A 21,394-nucleotide genomic window follows, 5' to 3' on the forward strand; every position below is an offset into this window, starting at 1 on the left:
CACTTCAGAAACCTCCCTGACGAGGCCGCGTCGTTGCGGCCGAGGTGGCTGGAAGTCTTCTCGGGCACGCGTGCGACGTCAAGAAGTAAATACTTAACGAGATGGCAACGGCGTCGTGCGTTCTCTAAGTGAAGGCAGGGGTCGCCACCGACAGCGTGCCGTCCAAAAGGGTCGAATCCCCCATCTCGCTGAGCGCGAGAACGAGAGCTCCGAGCACCTCCGCACGGCCCCCGAGTGCCCCCGGGAGAACGGACAGTTGACGTGCCGCACTCGGGATCGCGTAGCGGCCGACAGACTCCCTGATCGGCCCGAGCACCAGCTCACCGGCCTCGGCGAGATCACCGCCCAGGACCACTCGGCTCGGGTTCAACAGATTGCAGAGATTGGCGACTCCACTGCCGATGTGGCGGCCGACGTCGGCGATCACGCGACGGCAGCCCGGGTCCCCGTCCCGCGCCAGCCGCACGACGCCTTCCATCGTCAGGTCGGTGCCGTGACTGGACTGGAGGAGGGGCAGCACATAGCGTGCGGCCGCAAAGGTCTCCAGGCAGCCCCGGTTACCGCACCGGCAGACGGGACCGGATTCGTCAAGTGTAATATGTCCGATTTCTCCTGCGGTGCCACCGGGCCCGCGATAAATCGTCCCGTTGATCACCAGACCCGCGCCGACCCCGCTGGCGACCTTGATGTACGCCAGGTCGCGCACGCCCCTGCCACTGCCCCAGACCAGCTCTCCCAGGGCGCCCAGGTTGGCGTCGTTGTCCACGTGAACGGGCACGCCCAGGCGCCCCCGCAGCTCTTCGGCGGGCTTGGTGCCGATCCAGCCCGGCAGGATCGCGGAGGAGCCGAGCGAGCCGGACTCGACGTCGATCGGACCGGGCACGCCCAGGCCGATGCCGGCGATTTTCGACCGGTCCACCCCGGTTGCTGCGATCAGGCGATTGACCAGCTCCTCCGCCCGGTCGAAGCCCTGGGTCGAGGAGGCGTCCACGTCCAGTGGCTCGGACTCCTCGGCCAGCACCTGGTGGGCGAGGTTCCCGATCGCGACGCGCAAATGCGTGTGGCCGAAATCGACACCTATGACGATGCCCGCGTCCCCGCTCAGGGAGACGCTCCTCGCCCGCCGGCCGCCCGCCGACGTGGGCGTGACCTCGACGGTTCCGCCGTCCTTGAGTTCGCGCACGATGTTGGAGACGGTCGCGGCGGACAGGCCCGTCGTCCGCGCGATCTCCGCCTGCGTGAGGGACCCGGCCAGCCGTACGGCTCGTACGACCCGCTCCAGGTTGGCTCGGTGCAGCGACGACTGCGACCCTGGAGTCTCCACGACGACCTCCCGCGCGCGGGACCGCTTCGATGAGGCCCCGTCTATGTCCAACAAGTGAACTCTAAGCTGAGCCGTTCGGGTTGCCTCCCGTCAAGAGGTTGAACCGGATCGGGGGCCCGGGACACGCCGGCGCACGCCGTCACCGGAACCGGGAACGGCGTGCGCGCGCGGGGTCGCTCGGAGCTTCCTACTTGAGGGTGGCCGAGGTCAGGCCCGCCTGGACCTGACGCTGGAAGGACAGGTAGACCACCAGCATCGGGATCATCGCGATGGTCACGCCCGCGAAGAGAACGGGCAGGTCGGAGGCGTAGCCCATCTGCTGCTGGAGCTGGATGAGGCCCTGGGTCAGGACGTAGCGCTCGGGATCGTCGCCGCTCTGCGGCTGCATCAGGACCGTGGGCAGGATGAACTGGTTCCACTGGCCCAGCACGTTGAAGATCCCGACGCTGATCAGGCCCGGTTTCGCCATCGGCAGCATCACCTGGAAGAAGGTCCGGGTGTGCGAGGCGCCGTCGAGGACCGCCGCCTCGAAGACGGCCGTGGGCAGGGTCCGGAAGAAGGCGTGCATGAAGAACACCGTGAACGGCAGCGAGTAGGCGACGTACACCAGGATCAGGCCCTGGTAGGTGTTCAGCATGTCCAGGCGCTTGACCATGAAGAACAGCGGGACCAGGGCCAGGAACACCGGGAACATCGCGCCCGCGACGAAGAAGTAGTAGAGGAAACGGTTGCCGGGGAAGCGGTAGCGGGCGATCACGTAGGCGGCCATCGAGCCGAAGAGCATCGTCAGCGGCACCGAGAACACCAGCACGATGACGGTGTTGAGGAAGTAGTCACCGATGCCCTTGCCCCAGGCCCGCGAGAACACGTCCAGGGACCAGTGCTGCGGCCAGCCGAAGGCCGAGCCGCCGATCTGCGCGTCGGTCTTGAAGGAGCTGAACACCAGCCACAGCAGCGGCAGCACGATCAGCAGGGCCCACAGGGCGAGGAAGCCGTGCGAGAAGGCGTTCAGCACGACGCCCTCACCGCGCCGGGTGCCGGGCCGGGCCGGACCCCCCTGCGCGGACGGCCGGACGGGGACCTCGGTGGGCTCCTTGATGGGTGCACTCATCGTCGTCGTCTCTCCCGCTCAGAACTCGATGCGCTCACGGCGGGTGGCGCGCAGTGTGACCACGGACAGGACAAGGGTGAGCAGCAGCATGACCACGCCCATGGCGCAGGCGTAACCGCTCTTCCCGAAGTAGAGGAAGTTGCGCATCATCACGGTCGACATGACGTCGCTGTCGTGATCGGGTCCGCCGCCGTACGCGCCCATGCTCGCGGTCATGGAGGACACCAGCACGAACATGTCCATCGCGACGATGCCCAGGTACACCCAGGCGGTCTGCACGGTGTCCCACAGCAGCGGCAGGGTGATGCGGAAGAAGGACTGGGCGCGGCCGGCGCCGTCGATCAGGGCGGCCTCGTAGATGTCCCTGGGGATCGACTGGAGCGCCGCGGAGAAGAGCACCAGGTAGAAGCCGACGCCGTGCCACACGACGACCAGGATGAGGGCCCAGCGGACGATTCCGGGTTCGTTGAGCCATTCCACCGGACTGCTGGGATCGACCAGCCCGAGTTTGATCAGCACGCCGTTGAGCATGCCGCCGCCGTCACTGCGGTACACGGCGTTGAACAGCACCGCGAGAATCGCCAGCGACAACACCTGCGGGAAGAAGTACACGATTTTGTAGAACCCGGATCCGGCGACCCCGCTGACCCCGCCGGCACGGCTGCGACCTCCCGCGTTCACCATGAAGGCGAAGAAGAGGGCGAGCAGAATGGTGATCACCGGGATGAACACCAGGAACTGGATGTTGTGCCAGATGGCCTTCTGGAAGACGTCGTCGTGGTACAGCGCCCGGTAGTTGTCGAGTCCGACGAACTTGAAGGTCTGCGACTGTCCCTTCCAGTCGGTCAGCGAATAGCCGATCGTCTGGATGTACGGCCAGATGACGAAGACCAGGTAAAGCGCCACGGGGACGAGAAGAAATCCCGCGACGAACCTGTACTGCCCTTTGCGCATGGCGTTCCTGCCCCTGGTGTCCACCTCCGGGCCGGACGCGGGTCCGGCCCGGAGTGCGTACGGCTGGTCGCGCGATCAGTCGCGGTGGTTCTTCTTGGACGCCGGGTCCTTGGCCGCCTTGTCCACCGCCGCCTGGGCCCGCTTCAGCCACTCCTTGGGCTGGATGCGCTTGGCCATGAGCTCGTTGGAGGCGGCCTCGATGGAGGCGCCCATCTCGCTGTACCACTCGGTGTACAGGAAGCGGAAGGTGTTCTCGCCGGCCGCCTTGGACGCCTCGACCGTGGACTGGGTGCCCGGCCGCAGCTGGACGCCCGCGTCGACGCCGTCCTTGAGGATGGTCAGTGAGTTGGCCTCCTTGGCGAAGAGCGTGGACCACTCCTTGGACAGCATCCGCCGCGCGAACTCCTGGGCGGCGGGGAGGTTCTTGGCCTTCTTCGGGATGATGAACGGCTCACCGGAGCCGGCCCGGATCGCCTCGAACGGCATCGCGCTGTCCGGCAGCAGCGGCATCGGCATGAACTTCATGTCGAAGTCGTCCGGGGTCTGCTTGAGCTGTTCGTTCTCCAGCCAGGAGCCACAGGTGATGAACGCGGCCTTGTACTGGTTCCAGCGGGTCTGGGACTCGGTGTGGGTCAGGCCGTTCGTGCCGGGCATCAGATAGCCCTTCTCGACGACCTCGTAGATCGCCTCGATGCCCGCCTGCGCGGCGTCGGAGCCGACGAACGCCTTCGGGTCGAGGTTGTCGATCGCCTTCATGGCGTCCAGACCGCCCTTCTTGGCGATCATGTCCATGATGGCGACGTTGATGTAGTACGGGTACTTGCCCTGGTGGGCGAGGCCGCCGATGCCCTGGGACTTGGCGTCCTTGCAGATGGCGAGGAAGTCGGCCCAGGTCTTGGGCTCCGCCCAGCCCTTCTCCTTGAAGAGCTTGCCGGAGTACCACAGGCCCCACACCGTGTAGATGTAGTTGAGGGCGACGACCTTGCCCTCCTGCAGGCCCGGGTCGAGGGTGCCGGTGATCAGGGTGTCGCGGACCTTCTTGGAGGGGTCGTCGACGGAGGGCGAGTCGAGGACGGCGGCGAGGTCGAGCAGCTGGCCGTTCTTGTACAGGACGTCGACCTTGATCTGCTGGGCGCCGGAGTCGTCGACGACGTCCGGCGGGTTGCCGGCGTTGAAGCGCGGCTGGAGCTTGCCGGTGATCTCCTGGGTGCCGGTGTGGGTGGAGGTGACGCCGAGCTTCTTCTGGAAGTCGGCCTCCCACGCCTTGGCGTAGGAGTCGCCGTAGCCGCCCTTGAAGATGACGACGTCGAGCTTGCCGCCCTTCTCCACGCCGAAGGGGTTGTCCTTGGTCGCCTTGCCCTTGGACGTGTCGTCGCCGGAGCCGTCGTCCCCGCCGCCGCTGGCACACGCGGACAGGAAGCTCATCGTCGGTACGGCGATCAGGCCGAGGGCGGCCGACCGTCTGATCAGATCACGGCGGCCGACACCTGACCAGCCGTTGTTCTCAAAACCGTCGTGCTCGGAGGTGGATCCCATGCTCAAGTCCTCGCCTTCTCCAGGACTCAGGCGGTGAACCGGATCTCCGGGCACCGCGAACGGGTCGAGCTGGGTCGTGCAGGAAATGCGAATCGGGTGAATTGCCGACAGGTATAGTCCACTTCCCGCCGACGGAGCAAGATCGAATGCAAGGTTGGCCGTTTGTCTTATCCGAGTTGAGACCTCGCGGAAATATGAGCCGACTGTGGGCGTCCTGTCGGAAAGATCCTGGACATAGGGCCCTAATGCCGCAGCCAACACCCTTGACACAGCTGAGGACTTGGGTCACAACTGATCCTTGCGCCACAAAGCTGACAACGTTGTCCCGCGCAGGAGGGTGCTCGCAGATGCAGCACGGAGCTCGGCACAGATCGGTGGTCGTGTTGGCGGCCGCCTTCGCTTTGACGATGGGCTCGACCGGGGCGGCGATCGCGCTTCCGGAGACCGGCGCGACCGCGGACCGGGAGTTCGCCTCCTCGTTCGAGACGGGTGATCCCGCACCCGACTGGCTCAGCACCGTCGACACCGCGCCGGACGGCGGCAAGGCCGCCTCCGGCGTCGACGGCGGCTACAGCAGCGGCATCCCGGGCAACGTCACCGACCACGTCACCGACGTACGGGCCGAGGGCGAGAACACGGCCGGCGGGGAGGTGAAGGAGAACCTCGTCGACAGCGAACCGGGCACCAAGTGGCTGATCTTCGCCCCCACCGGGTGGGCTGAGTTCGACCTGGACAAACCAGTCAAGCTTGCGACATACGCCCTTACTTCGGCCAACGACCACGACGAACGCGACCCGGCGGACTGGACGCTCCAGGGCTCCACCGACGGCAAGGACTGGAAGACCCTGGACACCCGCTCCCGGCAGACCTTCGCCGAACGCTTCCAGACCCGGTCCTACGACCTCGCCGAGCCGGCCGAGTACCAGCACTTCCGGCTCGACGTCACGAAGAACAACGGCGCCCCGGACATCCTCCAGCTCGCGGACATCCAGTTCTCCACCGGCGGCGGCAACGGGCCCGTACCCGAGGACATGCTGTCCCTGGTGGACCGGGGACCGAGCGGCTCACCCACCGCGAAGTCGGGCGCCGGCTTCACCGGGAAGCGGGCCCTGCGCTACGCCGGCCGGCACACCGCGGACGGCCGGGCCTACTCGTACAACAAGGTCTTCGACGTGAACGTGGCGGTGGCCCGGGACACCGAACTGTCGTACCGGATCTACCCGTCGATGGCCGACGGCGACCGGGACTACGACGCCACGAACGTGGCGGTGGACCTCGCCTTCACCGACGGCACCCGGCTGAGCGACCTCGGCGCGACCGACCAGCACGGCTTCAGGCTGAGCCCGCGCGGCCAGGGCGACTCCAAGGCGCTCTACGTCAACCAGTGGAACAACGTGGTCGCGCGGATCGGGTCGGTCGCGGCCGGCCGGACCGTCGACCGCGTCCTGGTCGCCTACGACTCCCCCGGCGGCCCGGCGAAGTTCCGCGGCTGGCTGGACGACGTGACGCTGAGGGCGGCCCCGCCCCAGAAGCCGAAGGCCCACCTGTCGGACTACGCGCTCACCACCCGCGGCACCAACTCCAGCGGCAGCTTCTCGCGCGGCAACGACTTCCCGGCGACGGCCGTGCCGCACGGCTTCAACTTCTGGACTCCGGTGACCAACGCCTCCTCGCTGAGCTGGCTCTACGACTACGCGCGCGGCAACAACGCGGACAACCTGCCGGCCATCCAGGCGTTCAGCGCCAGCCACGAGCCGAGCCCCTGGATGGGTGACCGGCAGACGTTCCAGGTCATGCCGTCCGCCGCGGCCGGCACCCCGCCCACCGGCCGGGAGACACGGGAACTCGCCTTCCGGCACGAGAACGAGACCGCCCGGCCGTACTACTACGGGGTGCGTTTCGAGAACGGTCTCCGGGCGGAGATGGCACCGACCGACCACGCGGCCGCCCTGCGCTTCACCTTCCCCGGTGACGACGCGAGCGTCCTCTTCGACAACGTGACCGACCAGGCCGGTCTGACCCTCGACAGGTCGGCCGGCGTGATCACCGGCTACTCGGACGTGAAGTCGGGACTGTCGACCGGAGCCACCCGCCTGTTCGTGTACGGGGTGTTCGACAAGCCCGTGACGGACGGCGACTCCAGCGGGGTCAAGGGCTACCTGCGGTTCGCCGCCGGCGAGGACCGCACGGTCACCCTCCGGCTGGCGACCTCCCTCATCAGCCTCGACCAGGCGAAGGACAACCTGCGCCAGGAGATCCCGGACGGCACCTCCTTCGACTCGGTGCGCTCGCGGGCGCAGCGGGCCTGGGACCGTGTCCTCGGCAAGGTCGAGGTGAAGGGCGCCACCCCGGACCAGCTGACGACCCTTTACTCCAGCCTGTACCGGCTGTACCTGTACCCCAACTCCGGTTTCGAGAAGGTGGGTTCGAAGTACCAGTACGCGTCCCCGTTCTCGCCGATGCCGGGTCCCGACACCCCGACGCACACCGGGGCGAAGATCGTGGACGGCAAGGTGTACGTCAACAACGGCTTCTGGGACACCTATCGGACCACCTGGCCGGCGTACTCGCTGCTGACGCCCACTCAGGCGGGCACGATGGTCGACGGGTTCGTGCAGCAGTACAAGGACGGCGGCTGGACCTCACGCTGGTCCTCCCCGGGGTACGCGGACCTGATGACGGGCACCTCGTCCGACGTCGCCTTCGCGGACGCGTACGTCAAGGGTGTCGGCTTCGACGCGAAGTCGGCGTACGAGGCCGCCCTGAAGAACGCCACCGTCGTCCCACCCATGTCGGGTGTCGGCCGCAAGGGCATGGCGACCTCCCCCTTCCTCGGCTACACCAGCACCGACACCCACGAGGGCCTGTCCTGGGCGCTGGAGGGCTACCTCAACGACTACGGCATCTCCCGGATGGGCAAGGCCCTCTACGAGAAGACCGGCGAGCGGCGCTACCAGGAGGAGTCGCGGTACTTCCTCAACCGCGCCCAGGACTACGTCAACCTCTTCGACCCGAAGGCCGGCTTCTTCCAGGGCCGCGACGCCAAGGGCGACTGGCGGGTCGACTCCACGAAGTTCGACCCGCGCGTGTGGGGCTACGACTACACGGAGACCAACGGCTGGGGCTACGCCTTCACCGCCCCGCAGGACTCACGGGGTCTGGCGAACCTGTACGGCGGCCGCAAGGGCCTCGCGGACAAGCTCGACGCGTACTTCGGGACGCCCGAGACCGCCTCACCGGACTTCGTCGGCTCCTACGGCGGGGTCATCCACGAGATGACGGAGGCCCGGGACGTACGGATGGGCATGTACGGCCACTCCAACCAGGTGGCGCACCACGTCACTTACATGTACGACGCGGCCGGGCAGCCCTGGAAGACGCAGGCCGACGTCCGCGAGGTCCTGTCGCGGCTGTACTCCGGCAGCGAGATCGGGCAGGGCTACCACGGTGACGAGGACAACGGCGAGCAGTCGGCCTGGTACCTGTTCTCCGCGCTGGGCTTCTACCCGCTGGTGCTCGGCAGCGGCGAGTACGCCGTGGGATCGCCCCTGTTCACCCAGGCGACGGTCCATCTGGAGAACGGCCGGGACCTGGTCGTCAGGGCGCCGAAGAACAGCACACGCAACGTCTACGTGCAGGGACTGAAAGTCAACGGCCGTACCTGGACGTCGACCTCGCTGCCCCACTCGCTGCTCGCCAGGGGCGGCGTGCTGGACTTCGACATGGGCTCCAGGCCCTCCGCGTGGGGCACCGGCCGGAACGCGGCGCCCGCGTCCATCACCACGGACGACCGGGTGCCGACGCCCCGGGCGGACGTCCTGAAGGGCGACGGACCGCTCTTCGACAACACCTCGGCGACGGAGGCCGAGGTCACCTCGGTGGACCTGCCGGTCGAGGGCCGCACCGAGGCCGTCCAGTACACGCTGACGTCGTCCTCGGACCACACGAAGGCACCGGTGGGCTGGGTCCTGCAGGGCTCGGCGGACGGCACCGACTGGAAGACCCTGGACCGGCGCCGCGCCGAGTCGTTCCCGTGGGACCGGCAGACGCGGGCGTTCTCCGTCGGCAAGGCGGGCTCGTACGCGCACTACCGGCTGGTCCTCGACGGCCCGGGCACGCTGGCGGAGGTGGAGTTGCTGGGCTGACCCCGGACGCCCCGTGAACGGAGGGCGGGCGCGGAGATGGTCTCCGCGCCCGCCCCTTTCCGTCGCCCGGACGCGGGGTGCGCTCAGTCCACGGCGAGCGTGAAGACGTGCAGGTCCGCGTCGTCCGGCAGGGTCACCGCGGAGATCGTCCGGCCGGCCGGGGCCGTGAACGGCTTCGTGGCGAAGACGTACGTCGCCACCGGGTCCTTGTCGGCGCCCGCGACGTTGCGGTACGCCGCCCTGGCGACGACCTCGTTGCCGTACTGCACGGTGCCGCCGCCTCCGCCCACCGTCCAGTCGGTGAACGACAGGTCCACGGCCTCGGTCGAGCCGTCGGAGTACGTCACCGTGGCCTCGGTCTGCTGGTTGCCGTTGACCGCGCTGCCGACGAAGCTCAGCCGGCTGGTGGGCGTGGCCGGCCGGATGGTCTGGCCGGCCGCCGACGCGTTGTCGGGGCGGCCCGCGGGAGAGTCCGGCCAGGTGAAGGAGAGCCCTCCGGCCGTGGTCCGCCGGCCCGGGGTGAGGCCGGCGTCCGCGAGCGCCTGGCGCGAGTAGCTCCAGCCGCCGCCGTCGAAGTCGGCCTCGTCGTGGTCGCCCGCGTCGTCGGAGATCCCGGTGCTGTTGTAGGCCGCGAGCAGGGAGCCGGGCGCGGCGACCGTCAGGGCCACCGGCTGTTCGTACGACGTGCCGTCCGAGGTGACCGTGACGGTGACGTCGTGGAAGCCCTGCGCGATGTCGTCGGCGGAGGACAGGGTGATCTCCTGCGCGCCGTCTGTGACCGTCCCTGAGGCGGGTGTCGCCCGGATGCCGGCGGGGGTGTCGACCCGGAAGCGGACCTCGGGTCCCGGACCGTCACCGCTCAGCGCGAGCGCCCGGATGCCGACCTTCGTCGACTCCCCGGGGGCCAGGGTGGCCGTGGTCGGGCCGACGCCGATCTGGTACGGCTGCTCGCCGGCCCGGAAGGACGGCGGCGCGTCCGTGGAGCCCCAGGCGGGGTCGGGCGTGCCGGAGAGCGTGTAGTCGAGCCGGCCGCCGTCCCGCACGAAGGAGGCGGGCAGCCAGGCCCGGTCGCTCGGCCGGCCGTCGACCTTCAGCGAGCGCACGTAGGGCGCGTCGGCCGCGGCGCCCTGAGCCCGCACGGAGATGTCGTTGCCGTGCGGCCGGTCGATCTCGATCCTCGGGAACAGCGGTGAGGCGAGGACCAGTTCGGCCCGCGAGGGCACCTGCGGGTACATGCCGAGCGCGGAGAAGACGTACCAGGAGGACATGGCGCCGAGGTCGTCGTTGCCGGGGATGCCGCCCGGCTCGGTGGACCACAGCCGGGTCATCGCGGCCCGGACCGTCTCCTGCGTCCGGTAGGGCGCGCCCGCGTAGGCGTACAGGTAGGGCACGTTGGTGGACGGCTCGTTGTCCAGCTCCGACTTGTCGCCGCCGCTGCCGGTGAACGCCCAGCTGCCGTCCGCGTTGTGGAAGAAGGCGTCCAGGCGCTTCAGAGCCTTGTCCCGGCCGCCCATCGCCGCGAACAGTCCGGCGGGGTCGTGCTGCACCATCCAGGTGTACTGGGCGGCCGTGCCCTCGACGAAGCCGTTGCCGGTGGCCGGGGTGAAGCCGGTGACCCAACTGCCGTCGGCCTTGCGGTTGGCGATGTAGCCGCCGGTGTCGTCGGCGGCGATGTTGAAGTTGTTCTGCCACCACTGGGAGCGGCGGGCGAAGGTGTCGGCGGTCTTCTTCTCCCCTGCCGCCGACGCGAGTTGGGAGAGCGCGAAGTCCGCGCCCGACATCTCCAGCGTCTCGGCCGCGCCGCCCCAGGCGTTGGAGACGGACGGCATGTAGTGCCGGTCCAGGTACTTGTCCAGGGAGGGCCGCTGCCCCACGGACAGCACGGGCTTGCCGGCCGCCGACAGGTCGCCCTCGGTGGGCACGGTCGCCGCCTCGACCAGGGAGCGCAGCGCGCCGCGCAGGTCGAAGTCGGTGCCGCCGAAGGCGCGGATGCCGGCGAGGGCGGCGGGCGAGGGGTCCCCGTTCATGACGTGCGTGCCGCTCGCGCCGTGCAGCCAGCGGTCCCACACCCCGCCGTTCTGGCGGGCGAGTTCGTACAGCGACTGGGCGATGTCCGAGCCGGTGCCCGGGCTGAGCAGCGTGAGCAGCTGGACCTGCGAGCGGTAGACGTCCCAGCCCGAGAAGGTGCCGTACTGGGCCTGGTGGCCGGCCCGTACGCCGTGCACCTCTCCGTCGCTCCCCCGGTATCTGCGGTCCGCGTCACTGATGACATTCGGGTGCAGCAGGGCGTGGTACAGCGCGGTGTAGAAGGTGGTGCGCTCCGCGCCGGTGCCGCCACCGACCCGGACGGCGTCGAGCCGGTCGCTCCAGGCCCGGCGGGCCGCGTCGCGCACGGAGTCGAAGGAACGGCGGCCGGGGTTCTCCGCCCTGAGGTTGGCCTCGGCGCCCGCCCTGCTGACGTAGGAGATGCCGACCTTGACGTTGACCGGGCCCGTGCCGGGCGCGAACTCGACATAGCCGCCCGCGCCTTTGCCGGCGGTGGGCCGTCCGCCGCCGGAGAAACCGCCGGTGCCGCCGGACCCCGAGGTGGAACCGGGGCTGAGCCGGTCGTCCTGCCAGGTGCCGGTCTGCTGGAAGGCGCGGTCGAAGCGGGCGGTGAAGTGCAGGGTGTAGTAGGCCCGTCGGCCCTCGGGGTCGAGGTAGCCGCAGAAGTTGCCGGAGGTGACCGAGCCGGAGACCGTGCGGGTGGCGGGGTCGATCTCGATCGACGAGTCGGTGGAACCCACCTCGGAGTTGGCGGTACGGATCAGCAGCGAGGCGGGCTTGCCGGCCGGGAAGGTGAAGCGGCCCGAGCCGGTGCGGGCGGTGGCCGTGAGGTCGGCCGTGACGCCGGAGGCGAGCCCCACCTTGTAGTGGCCGGGCTCGGCGGTCTCGTCGGTGTGGCTGAAGTCGGCCGCGTACACGGCGTCCCTGGTGTCGCTCGCCGGGGACGAGGTGACCTCTCCGGCGTACGGGAGGAACGGGATGTCGCCGCCGCCGCCCGCGCAGCCCGTGCCGGACATGTGGGTGAGGCTGAAGCCCCGGATACGGGTGGCGCCGTACTGGTAGCCGCCGGGCGCGGCGGTGCGGGTGGCGTCGCCGCGGGTGTTCTCGGGGCTCCAGGAGAGCATGCCGAACGGGACGACGGCACCCGGGAAGACATTGCCGCCGCCGCTGGTGCCGATGAGCGGGTCGACGTACGCGGCGGGGTCGTCGACGAGACCGGGCGGGGCGGCGGAGGCCGCCAGGGCGGGGGTGGCTCCGGTGGCCGCGAGAACGGCCGCCAGCAGCAGGGACACAGGACGGAAACGCATGACGCGGCCCCTCCTCCTTCGGACGGGTCGCGCACCACAGGTCGCACAAGCCGCAGGGACAGTAGCGTGCGCCAGCGGTACCACGGAAGAGCGCCTGCGGGGTGGAGGGCGCACGGGGGGACCCGGACGGGCCGCCCGGACGGGGGGCGGCGGGGGTGGTGCGGCCCCGGGGGGCGGCGCGCGCTGGGGGACGGCTCGGGCGGGGGCCTGGCTCTCCGGAGGTGGGTGGGTGCCTCCTACTTCCGCCGAAGCCGCCGAAGCCGCCGAAGCCGCCGGCCCCGTTGCCGCCGGCCTCACTCGGTGCCCAACAGGGTTGACATCGTTGTCGGTTGACGCGATAGAGTCATGTGCAGACCATTAGACAACGTTGTCGCACCGCCGAACGCCACAAGCCATGCACCCCTCGGGCCGGCACCCCCCTTTGCCGACCCGCTCGCGGACCCGGTGGCCCACCCCCCACCGGGTCCGCCCCGAGCGACGGTTCAGCCGACCCGACAGGGCAGGGCCGTCGCCGGGTCACCTCCGGAGCCCGAGACGACATAGCCGAACGTCGCGCTCTGCCCCGGACTCAGCGAACCGTTCCAGTCCGCGTTGTGCACCATCACGTCCTGCCCGCTGTAGGTCGCGTTGCCGCTCCAGAGGCTCTCGACCTTCTGGCCGCCCGGCAAGGTCCAGTCGACCATCCAGCCCAGCATCGGGACGTCACCGGAGTTGGTGACGGTCACCTCGGACTGGTAGCCGCCCGACCAGCTGTTGGTCGTACGGCGGGTCGCGGAGCAGGTGCCCGGCACCGGGTCGGTCGGGTTGCCCGGGTCGTGGACGCCCGTCACCTCGCCGTTGCCGCCGTCGAAGGTGACGTCCGAGCAGGAGTAGAAGGTCTCGGAGCTGTCCGAGCGCCGCCAGACCATGTAGATGATGTTCCGCCCCGACTTGTTCGCCGGAAGCTTGCCGGACCAGGAGTAGTTGGCGTCCACCGTGCCCGGGGAGCCGTTGAGCGGCGGGTGGTCGACGCTCAGGAACGGCTGGTCCTCCATGTCGTTCCAGGTGAGCGGCTTGGTCGGGTCGAAGCCGTCCTTCGTGACGTAGACGTAGAACCAACCCGGGTGCGCCGCCCAGGCGTTGTACGAGAAGTCGACGGTCGCGCCCGAGGTGAGGTGGGTGAGCGGCCAGTCGGCACGGGCCGCGTCGAAACCGGTGAAGTTCGGGTTGCCGCCGCTGCACAGACTGCCGTCGGGCACGAAGCCGCGGGTGCGGCCGGCGCCGTCCGAGCGGAGCACCGAGAACCAGTTGTAGAACGGCGTGGTGCCGCTGACCTGCTGCGCGTTCCGGCACGCCGGGTTGACCGGCTTGATCTCGCCGGTGTCGGTCAGCGCGTCCCGCCAGCACAGGAAGGTGCGGCTGGCGGGCTTCATGGGGGTGCCGTGGGCCTCGGCCCGGCCACCGGCCGTCACGACCAGACCGACGGCCGGAATCGTGGCGAGCAGGGAGAGCAGCACGAGGAGGAAGGCTCGGGTGCGGGCGGGGCGGGTTAATCGGGCCAGGAGGCCGGGTGGGCTGCTGGCCGAGGTCGAGGTCGAGGTCGCTCCCGGTTTTGACGTGATCATGACAGGGTGATCCATCCCTTCGGGTGGGGCGCGCGGATGGGTGAGTGGGGGTGGGTGAGCGGGGGTGGGTGAGCGGGGCGTGGAGTGCACGGGCGGGGCGGGGCGTGTGGGGGGGCGGGGCGCAGTGCACGGTGTTCGATACGCGGTGTTCGATACGCGGTATTCGGTATGCAATATTCCGTGTGCGGTACTTGGGCCACGAGGTACGGCACTTGGCGTGCGACATGCGGTGCGTGATACACCGTGTGCGGTATGCAATGCGCGGTGCGCGATGTGAGTTGTGCGCAGTGCCGTGTGCTGTGCGCGGTATGCAATGTGCGGTATGCAACGTGCGACGTACCGGCGGCTTTGGCCGGCCGACCAAGGCTGCAGGCTGCGCGTAGGCGCCCGCATACGGGGCGCGGGCGTGCGAACCCGGCACCGCGGCGGGCGTGCGGCCCGGGCCTTGTGGACGGCGGGATGGGGGCGTCGTACGGGCAGGTTCCGGTCTGCCCGCATGGGAGCGCTCCCATCCCACCTGTGCCGGAAGGTAGCGCCCCGCGGCCCAGTTGTAAACGCCTGGCGCGTCACACAGACGCCGGCCTGCCCCTCGGCTGCGTCGGCGACTGCGGTTCCGCTTGCGCCAACGAGGGCGCCGCGGACGGCAGTTCTACGCTGAACTCGGTGCGCCCCGGTACGCTGCTCACGTCGATCCGGCCGGCGTGCGCCTGCGTGATCGCCGCCACGACGGCCAGGCCCAGCCCGGAACCCCCCGGGGTGCCGTGGACGCGGGCGCGGGAGGCGTCCGCCCGGGTGAAGCGTTCGAACACCGTGGGGAGAAGGGCCGGCGGGATGCCGGGACCGTCGTCACGGACGCGGATGACGCAGGACGCCGGCCCGCTCTCCAGCACGGCGACCACACAGGTGCCGGCCGGGGTGTGCGCACGCGCGTTGGCCAGCAGGTTGGCCACCGCCTGACGCAGCCGGGCCTCGTCGCCGGTGACCAGCGCGGGGGCGTCGAGGCGCAGTTCCAGCTGCCAGTCGTGGCCGCCGCCCGCCGCTCGCGCGTCCCACACCGCCTCGGCGACCAGGGCCGCGAGGTCCACCTCGGCCGACTGCAGCGGGCGGCCCTCGTCGAGCCGGGCCAGCAGGAGCAGGTCCTCGACCAGGCCGGTCATACGGGCCGACTCGGCCGAGACGCGGCGCCAGGCCAGCACCGGTTCGACCCGGTCGGCACCGCGGTTCATCAGCTCGGCGTATCCGGCGATCGAGGCGAGCGGGGTGCGCAGTTCGTGTCCGGCGTCGGCGAGGAACCGGCGCATGCGTTCCTCGCTGTGCCGGACCCGCTCGTCGCTGCGCCGGCGTTCGGCGTGCGCGGACTCGACGTGGTCGATCATCCGGTTGAGCGCGGCGCCGAACCGGCCCGCCTCGGTGCCGGGGTCGGTGTCGCGTTCGGGCACCCGGGTCAGCGCGGTGATCTCGCCGGGGTGGAGGGGGGCTCTGGAGACCTCGGCGGCGGTGGCGGCGACCCGGCCGAGGGGGCGCAGCTGCCGTCGTATGAACACGGCGCACACGCAGCCCGCCACGGCCAGGCCGGCCGCCGCGGTCGCCGCCTCGACCAGGACCAGACCGCCGATCATGCCCTGGACGTCGTCCATCGGGAGCCCGGCGAGAACCCGTGTCCCGCCGCTGTCCAGCGCCATGACACGGTAGGCGCCGAGGCCGGGGACGTCACGGGTGTGGGGCGTACCGTCGGCCGCGACGCCCCGCAGCGCGGCCTGCTGGGCGGCGCCGAGGGTTCGCGGTGCGAAGCCCTGGACCGTCGCCGCGGCGAGGACGCCTCCGCCGGCGTCGACGCGGGCGGCGAGCAGACCGGCGGGCTGTCCGTTCCGGGTGAGGAACGACAGGTCGCTGTCGTCGTCCGGGTGGAGCCCGGCGCCGCCCAGGCTGCCCTCGGCGGCGTCGGCGACCCGGTTGTCGAGGTCGTCCATCACGTAGGCGCGCTGGACGAGGGCGGTGGTCAGCGCCGTCGTGGTGCACACCGCGACGAGCGTGACACCGACGAACAGCAGGAGACGGCCCCGCAGGGAGCGCGTGCGCGGCAGCCACGACCAGGACCGCCGGCCACGGATGGTGGCCGGGGGGTGGGGGCGGGTGGCCGGCTGGGAGGACCGCGTGGTCGGGGCAGGGGGTGTGGTCCGGGTGGTCATCTGCCGTCCTCCGCGCACCCGCTGGCGTGTCCCTTCGCCCGGGTGGCGTGGCGCGGCGACACCGGCTCGCGGGTACGCGTCCCGCGCGCGGCGGCGGCCCGGGCGGCTCCGGCGAGGTCGGGATGACGCCGTCGACGGGCCACCGGGGCTGCCACGGACGGCACTTGGACGGGTGCGGCGTCGACGTCGGCCTCGGGGGCGATGTCGGCGTCGGTGTCGGCGTCGGTGGTGAGCACGCGGACGCGGCCGGTGCGGGTCCCGGGGGTGCCAGTCATGTACCGATCCTGTCCCGGTCCGCTGGGGGAACCCTGTGTTCAGGCTGAGGACCGGCGATGTCTCTGCCCCCGTACGACAGGGGGCCGCACCCCCGTCGCCGGGGATGCGGCCCTCAACTTCCGTGTGCTGCCGCCTGGTTGGCGGGAGACTGCGCCCTACTTGCGGATCAGGCTGCGCAGCACGTACTGCATGATGCCGCCGTTGCGGTAGTAGTCGGCCTCACCGGGGGTGTCGATGCGGACGACCGCGTCGAACTCGACGCCCGTGTCGGTGGTGACCTTGACCGTGCGCGGCGTGGTGCCGTTGTTCAGCTCCTCGACGCCGGTGAAGGAGAAGGTCTCCTCGCCGGTCAGACCGAGGGACTCGGCGCTCGCGCCCTCCGGGTACTGGAGCGGGAGGACGCCCATGCCGATGAGGTTCGAGCGGTGGATGCGCTCGTACGACTCGGCGATGACGGCCTTGACGCCGAGCAGCGCGGTGCCCTTGGCGGCCCAGTCGCGGGACGAGCCGGAGCCGTACTCCTTGCCCGCGAGGACGACCAGCGGGATGCCCTGCTCGATGTAGTTGCGCGAGGCGTCGTAGATGAACGCCACCGGGGCGTCCGCCTGCGTGAAGTCGCGGGTGTAGCCGCCCTCGGTGCCCGGCGCGATCTGGTTGCGCAGGCGGATGTTGGCGAACGTACCGCGGATCATGACCTCGTGGTTGCCGCGGCGGGAGCCGTAGCTGTTGAAGTCGCGGCGCTCCACACCGTGTTCGGTGAGGTACGTGCCGGCCGGGGTGTCGGCCTTGATGGCGCCGGCCGGGGAGATGTGGTCGGTGGTGACCGAGTCGCCCAGCTTGGCGAGCACGCGGGCACCGGAGATGTCGGAGACCGGGGTGGTCTCCATCGTCATGCCCTCGAAGTACGGGGGCTTGCGGACGTAGGTGGACTGCGGGTCCCACTCGAAGGTGTTGCCGGTGGGGATCGACAGCGCCTGCCACTGGGCGTCGCCCGCGAAGACGTCCTGGTAGGACTTGCTGAACATGTCCTCGCCGATGGCGTTCGCCACGACGTCGTTGACCTCGGCCTCGGAGGGCCAGACGTCCGCGAGGTAGACGGGGTTGCCGTCCTGGTCGGTGCCCAGGGCGTCCTTGGTGATGTCCACCTTCATGGAGCCGGCGAGGGCGTACGCGACGACCAGCGGCGGGGACGCCAGGTAGTTCATCTTGACGTCGGGGTTGATCCGGCCCTCGAAGTTCCGGTTGCCGGAGAGGACCGAGGTGACCGCGAGGTCGTGGTCGTTGACCGCCTGGGAGACCTCCTCCGGCAGCGGGCCGGAGTTGCCGATGCAGGTGGTGCAGCCGTAGCCGACGAGGTTGAAGCCGACCTTGTCGAGGTAGGGGGTGAGACCCGCCTTGTCGAAGTAGTCGGTGACGACCTTGGAGCCCGGGGCGAGGGTGGTCTTGACCCACGGCTTGCGGGTCAGGCCCTTCTCCACGGCCTTCTTCGCGACGAGCGCGGCGGCGACCATGACGTACGGGTTCGAGGTGTTGGTGCAGGAGGTGATCGCGGCGACGGTGACGGCGCCGTGGTCGATCTCGTACGTGGAGCCGTCGGGCGCCGTGACGGTGACCGGATTCGACGGGCCGGCACCGGGGACGACGGCCGAGTGCTGCGGGGCACCGGAGCCGTTGTCGTCGTGGCCGTAGGCCGGGGCGTCGCTGGCCGGGAAGGACTCGGCGCTCGCCTCGTCCACCGGGGAGGCCACGCCGTGCGGCTTCTCCTGCGCGGGGACGCCGGGCTTGCGGTCGTCGCCGCCGGTGACACCGGCCTCGACGTAGTTGAGCACGTCGGCGCGGAACTGCTCGGCCGCGTTGGCGAGGACGATACGGTCCTGCGGGCGCTTCGGACCGGCGATCGACGGGACGACGGTGGAGAGGTCCAGTTCGAGCTTCTCGGAGAAGTCGGGCTCCGCGGCCGGGTCGAGCCAGAGGCCCTGCTCCTTGGCGTACGCCTCGACGAGCGCGACCTGCTGCGCGTCGCGGCCGGTCAGACGCAGGTACTTCAGCGTCTCGTCGTCGATCGGGAAGATCGCGGCGGTGGAGCCGAACTCCGGCGACATGTTGCCGATGGTGGCGCGGTTGGCGAGGGAGGTCGCGGCCACGCCCTCGCCGTAGAACTCGACGAACTTGCCGACGACACCGTGCTTGCGCAGCATCTCGGTGATCGTGAGGACGAGGTCGGTGGCGGTGGTGCCGGCCGGCAGCTCGCCGGTCAGCTTGAAGCCGACGACGCGCGGGATCAGCATGGAGACCGGCTGGCCGAGCATCGCGGCCTCGGCCTCGATGCCGCCGACGCCCCAGCCGAGCACGCCGAGGCCGTTGACCATCGTGGTGTGCGAGTCGGTGCCGACGAGGGTGTCGGGGTACGCCTGGCCGCCGCGGACCATGACCGTACGGGCCAGGTGCTCGATGTTGACCTGGTGGACGATGCCGGTGCCCGGCGGGACGACCTTGAACTCGTCGAACGCGGTCTGGCCCCAGCGCAGGAACTGGTAGCGCTCCTTGTTGCGGCCGTACTCCAGCTCGACGTTCTGCGCGAAGGCGTCGCGGGTGCCGAACTTGTCGGCGATGACGGAGTGGTCGATGACCAGTTCGGCCGGGGCCAGCGGGTTGATCTTCGCCGGGTCGCCGCCGAGCTCCTTCACGGCCTCGCGCATGGTGGCGAGGTCCACGACGCAGGGCACGCCGGTGAAGTCCTGCATGATCACGCGGGCCGGCGTGAACTGGATCTCCTGCGAGGGCTGGGCCTGCGAGTCCCAGTCGCCGAGGGCACGGATGTGGTCGGCGGTGATGTTCGCGCCGTCCTCGGTGCGGAGCAGGTTCTCCAGCAGGACCTTAAGGCTGTAGGGGAGCCGGGCAGAGCCCTTCACCTTGTCCAGGCGGAAGATCTCGTACGACTCGTCGCCCACCTGCAGCGTGCTGCGGGCGTCGAAGCTGTTCGCCGACACGACAGTCTCCTTCATTGATGTGCGCGTTCCACCACGATCCTGCCGCCACGGCCGGTTGGCCGATCCGGTGAGGTCAGGCTAAGTTAGGCAAGCCTTACCGGGTGGCGGCTGCGATGCACCTCGGCAGATATCTCGATGTCGAGATAACTCTAGTACACGAGGGCGGACTGGTCATGCCCGGACCCCACCCGTCCGCCGCCGCCCCGCCCAGCGGTTCGACGGCGGACCCGGTCGTTTCCGGCGTTCGGACCGGTCAGGACGTGTGGTGCGAACGCTCGCACCGGCCGGGCGGTGTCCCGCGGGCGGTGACTCGCGCGCGGTCGGCGGGAACTCCGCGCGGCCCGGTCAGAACTGCTTCTCACCGCCGTCGACATACACGGTGGCGCCCACCATGAAGCTGCTGTCCGCGGAGGCGAGGAAGGCCACGACGGCGGCGACCTCCTCCGGGCGCCCCATCCGGCCGATGGGCACTCCCGTAGCGAGGTCCACCTTGGCGGCGGCCGCGTTCTCCTCACCCAGCGCGATGTCGACTCCCGGCGTGTCGACCGCGCCCGGCGCGACCGTGTTGACCCGGACACCCCTGCCCTTCAGCTCGTTGGCGAAGGTCCGCGCGAGGGACCGGACGGCGGCCTTCGACGCCGCGTACAGGCCGAAGGCCTCCCGGCCGTCGTCGGCACGGATGGAGTCGTTGACGATCACCGAGGCGCCGTCGTTCAACAGCGGCAGCGCCTTCTGCACGGTGAGCAGGGTGCCCCGCACGTTGATGCCGAACATCTGATCGAACTGCTCCTCGGTGGCCTGCGCCAGCGGAGCGAGCGTGGCCGTGCCCGCGTTGGCGAACAGCACGTCCAGGCCCCGGCCCCGGTCGCGGACCGCGCCGTAGAGCCGGTCCAGGTCGGCGGGCTCCGCGACGTCGCCGGGTACGGCGGTGACCGCGGACCCGATCGACTCGACAGCCCTGTCGAGCGCGTCCTCGCGCCGGCCGGTGATGAACACGTGGGCCCCCTCGGACGCCAGCCGCGCGGCGGTGGCCAGGCCGATCCCGGTGCTGCCGCCGGTGACGACGGCGGTCTTGCCTTCCAGCTGTCCCATTGCCTGAACTCCCCGTACTTAGATACCGATCGGTGCAGAAAGAGACTGTAGCACTTCTGCACCGATCGATATCGAAGGAGTAGACTGAGCTCGTGGAGATCACCCGGAGAGCACCGATCGGTCGGCCGAGAGGCTTCGACGCGGACGAGGCCCTGGAGCAGGCGATGATCGTCTTCTGGCGGCAGGGCTACGAAGGCGCCAGCCTGACCGACCTGACCAGCGCCATGGGCATCACCCGCAAGAGCATGTACGCGGCCTTCGGCAACAAGGAGGAGCTGTTCCGCAAGGCCCTGGAGCGCTACACCGAAGGTCCCGCCGCCTACGCGGCCCGCGCGCTGGAGAAGCCGAGCGCGCGAGAGGTGGCTGCGGCGTTCCTCGCCGGCTCGGTCAGGACGACCACCCGCCCCGACTGCCCCGCCGGATGCCTGGGCGTGCAGGGCTCACTGGCCGCCGGCGACTCCGGGCGGGTCGCCCAGGACGCCCTGATCGCCTGGCGCGACGACGGCCGCGCCCGCCTCCGCCACCGGTTCCAACGGGCCGTCGACGAGGGTGACCTGCCCCCGGGCACGGACCCGGAACTGCTCGCCCGCTACCTCATGACCGTGTCGAACGGCATCGCCGTCCAGGCCGCCGGCGGCGCCACCCGCTCCGAACTCCAGCAGGTGGCCGACGCGGCACTGCGGAACTGGCCGCCCTTCTGACAATCGGCGCCCGGGAGGCGCGGCTCGCGGAGACTCCCGGTCGGTGAAACCGGCTCATATCAGCACCACTTGCCCGGCCGGCGAAGTCGGTCGCCGCGCGGGTCGGGGAACTCCCGCAC

General features: G+C 70.2%; 12 protein-coding genes. 2 read left to right on the plus strand and 10 right to left on the minus strand.

The window, feature by feature from the left end:
• Positions 1–124: 124 nt before the first annotated feature.
• From AC07AZ_RS02625 to ngcE, 4 genes are all read right to left on the minus strand, one after another.
• The gene (locus AC07AZ_RS02625; protein ID WP_478843016.1) at positions 125–1,324 is read right to left on the minus strand and encodes an ROK family transcriptional regulator; all 1,200 of its coding nucleotides are present in this window, start codon (positions 1,322–1,324) and stop codon (positions 125–127) included.
• 187 nt (positions 1,325–1,511) lie between these two features.
• Positions 1,512–2,435, minus strand: coding sequence for a carbohydrate ABC transporter permease (locus AC07AZ_RS02630; RefSeq protein ID WP_478843018.1), 924 nt, complete (start codon positions 2,433–2,435; stop codon positions 1,512–1,514).
• Positions 2,436–2,453: 18 nt separating this feature from the next.
• Positions 2,454–3,389 (minus strand): carbohydrate ABC transporter permease, encoded by a 936-nt coding sequence (locus AC07AZ_RS02635; RefSeq protein WP_478843020.1) that lies wholly within the window; start codon positions 3,387–3,389, stop codon positions 2,454–2,456.
• A 75-nt stretch (positions 3,390–3,464) separates the two neighbouring features.
• Positions 3,465–4,925: an N-acetylglucosamine/diacetylchitobiose ABC transporter substrate-binding protein gene (gene ngcE, locus AC07AZ_RS02640; protein WP_478843022.1), complete on the minus strand. Its 1,461-nt coding sequence runs from the start codon at positions 4,923–4,925 to the stop codon at positions 3,465–3,467.
• Positions 4,926–5,272: 347 nt separating this feature from the next.
• Here ngcE and AC07AZ_RS02645 point away from each other — a divergent pair, with 347 nt between their 5' ends.
• Positions 5,273–9,070, plus strand: a complete 3,798-nt coding sequence (locus AC07AZ_RS02645; protein ID WP_478843024.1) for a GH92 family glycosyl hydrolase — start codon at positions 5,273–5,275, stop codon at positions 9,068–9,070.
• Positions 9,071–9,153: 83 nt separating this feature from the next.
• Here AC07AZ_RS02645 and AC07AZ_RS02650 read toward each other — a convergent pair whose 3' ends face one another.
• From AC07AZ_RS02650 to AC07AZ_RS02675, 6 genes are all read right to left on the minus strand, one after another.
• Positions 9,154–12,423 carry a GH92 family glycosyl hydrolase gene (locus AC07AZ_RS02650; protein ID WP_478843026.1) on the minus strand — a complete coding sequence of 1,090 codons (3,270 nt, stop codon included), beginning with the start codon at positions 12,421–12,423 and terminating at the stop codon, positions 9,154–9,156.
• Positions 12,424–12,905: 482 nt separating this feature from the next.
• A complete protein-coding gene (locus AC07AZ_RS02655; protein WP_478843028.1) occupies positions 12,906–14,027 on the minus strand; it encodes a lytic polysaccharide monooxygenase auxiliary activity family 9 protein in 1,122 nt (373 codons plus the stop codon).
• A 566-nt stretch (positions 14,028–14,593) separates the two neighbouring features.
• Positions 14,594–16,216 (minus strand): sensor histidine kinase, encoded by a 1,623-nt coding sequence (locus tag AC07AZ_RS02660; protein WP_478843030.1) that lies wholly within the window; start codon positions 16,214–16,216, stop codon positions 14,594–14,596.
• Positions 16,213–16,491 carry a hypothetical protein gene (locus AC07AZ_RS02665; RefSeq protein ID WP_478843032.1) on the minus strand — a complete coding sequence of 93 codons (279 nt, stop codon included), beginning with the start codon at positions 16,489–16,491 and terminating at the stop codon, positions 16,213–16,215. The genes AC07AZ_RS02660 and AC07AZ_RS02665 overlap by 4 nt, the downstream gene beginning before the upstream one ends.
• A gap of 156 nt (positions 16,492–16,647) precedes the next feature.
• The gene (locus AC07AZ_RS02670; RefSeq protein WP_478843034.1) at positions 16,648–19,497 is read right to left on the minus strand and encodes an aconitate hydratase; all 2,850 of its coding nucleotides are present in this window, start codon (positions 19,495–19,497) and stop codon (positions 16,648–16,650) included.
• 330 nt (positions 19,498–19,827) lie between these two features.
• Positions 19,828–20,574 (minus strand): SDR family oxidoreductase, encoded by a 747-nt coding sequence (locus AC07AZ_RS02675; RefSeq protein WP_478843036.1) that lies wholly within the window; start codon positions 20,572–20,574, stop codon positions 19,828–19,830.
• Between the two features lie 92 nt (positions 20,575–20,666).
• Between AC07AZ_RS02675 and AC07AZ_RS02680 the strand changes: the two genes are divergently transcribed.
• Positions 20,667–21,275: a TetR/AcrR family transcriptional regulator gene (locus AC07AZ_RS02680; RefSeq protein ID WP_478843038.1), complete on the plus strand. Its 609-nt coding sequence runs from the start codon at positions 20,667–20,669 to the stop codon at positions 21,273–21,275.
• The last annotated feature ends 119 nt before the right edge of the window (positions 21,276–21,394 follow it).

This window comes from Streptomyces sp. NPDC043878 (genome assembly GCF_056435735.1).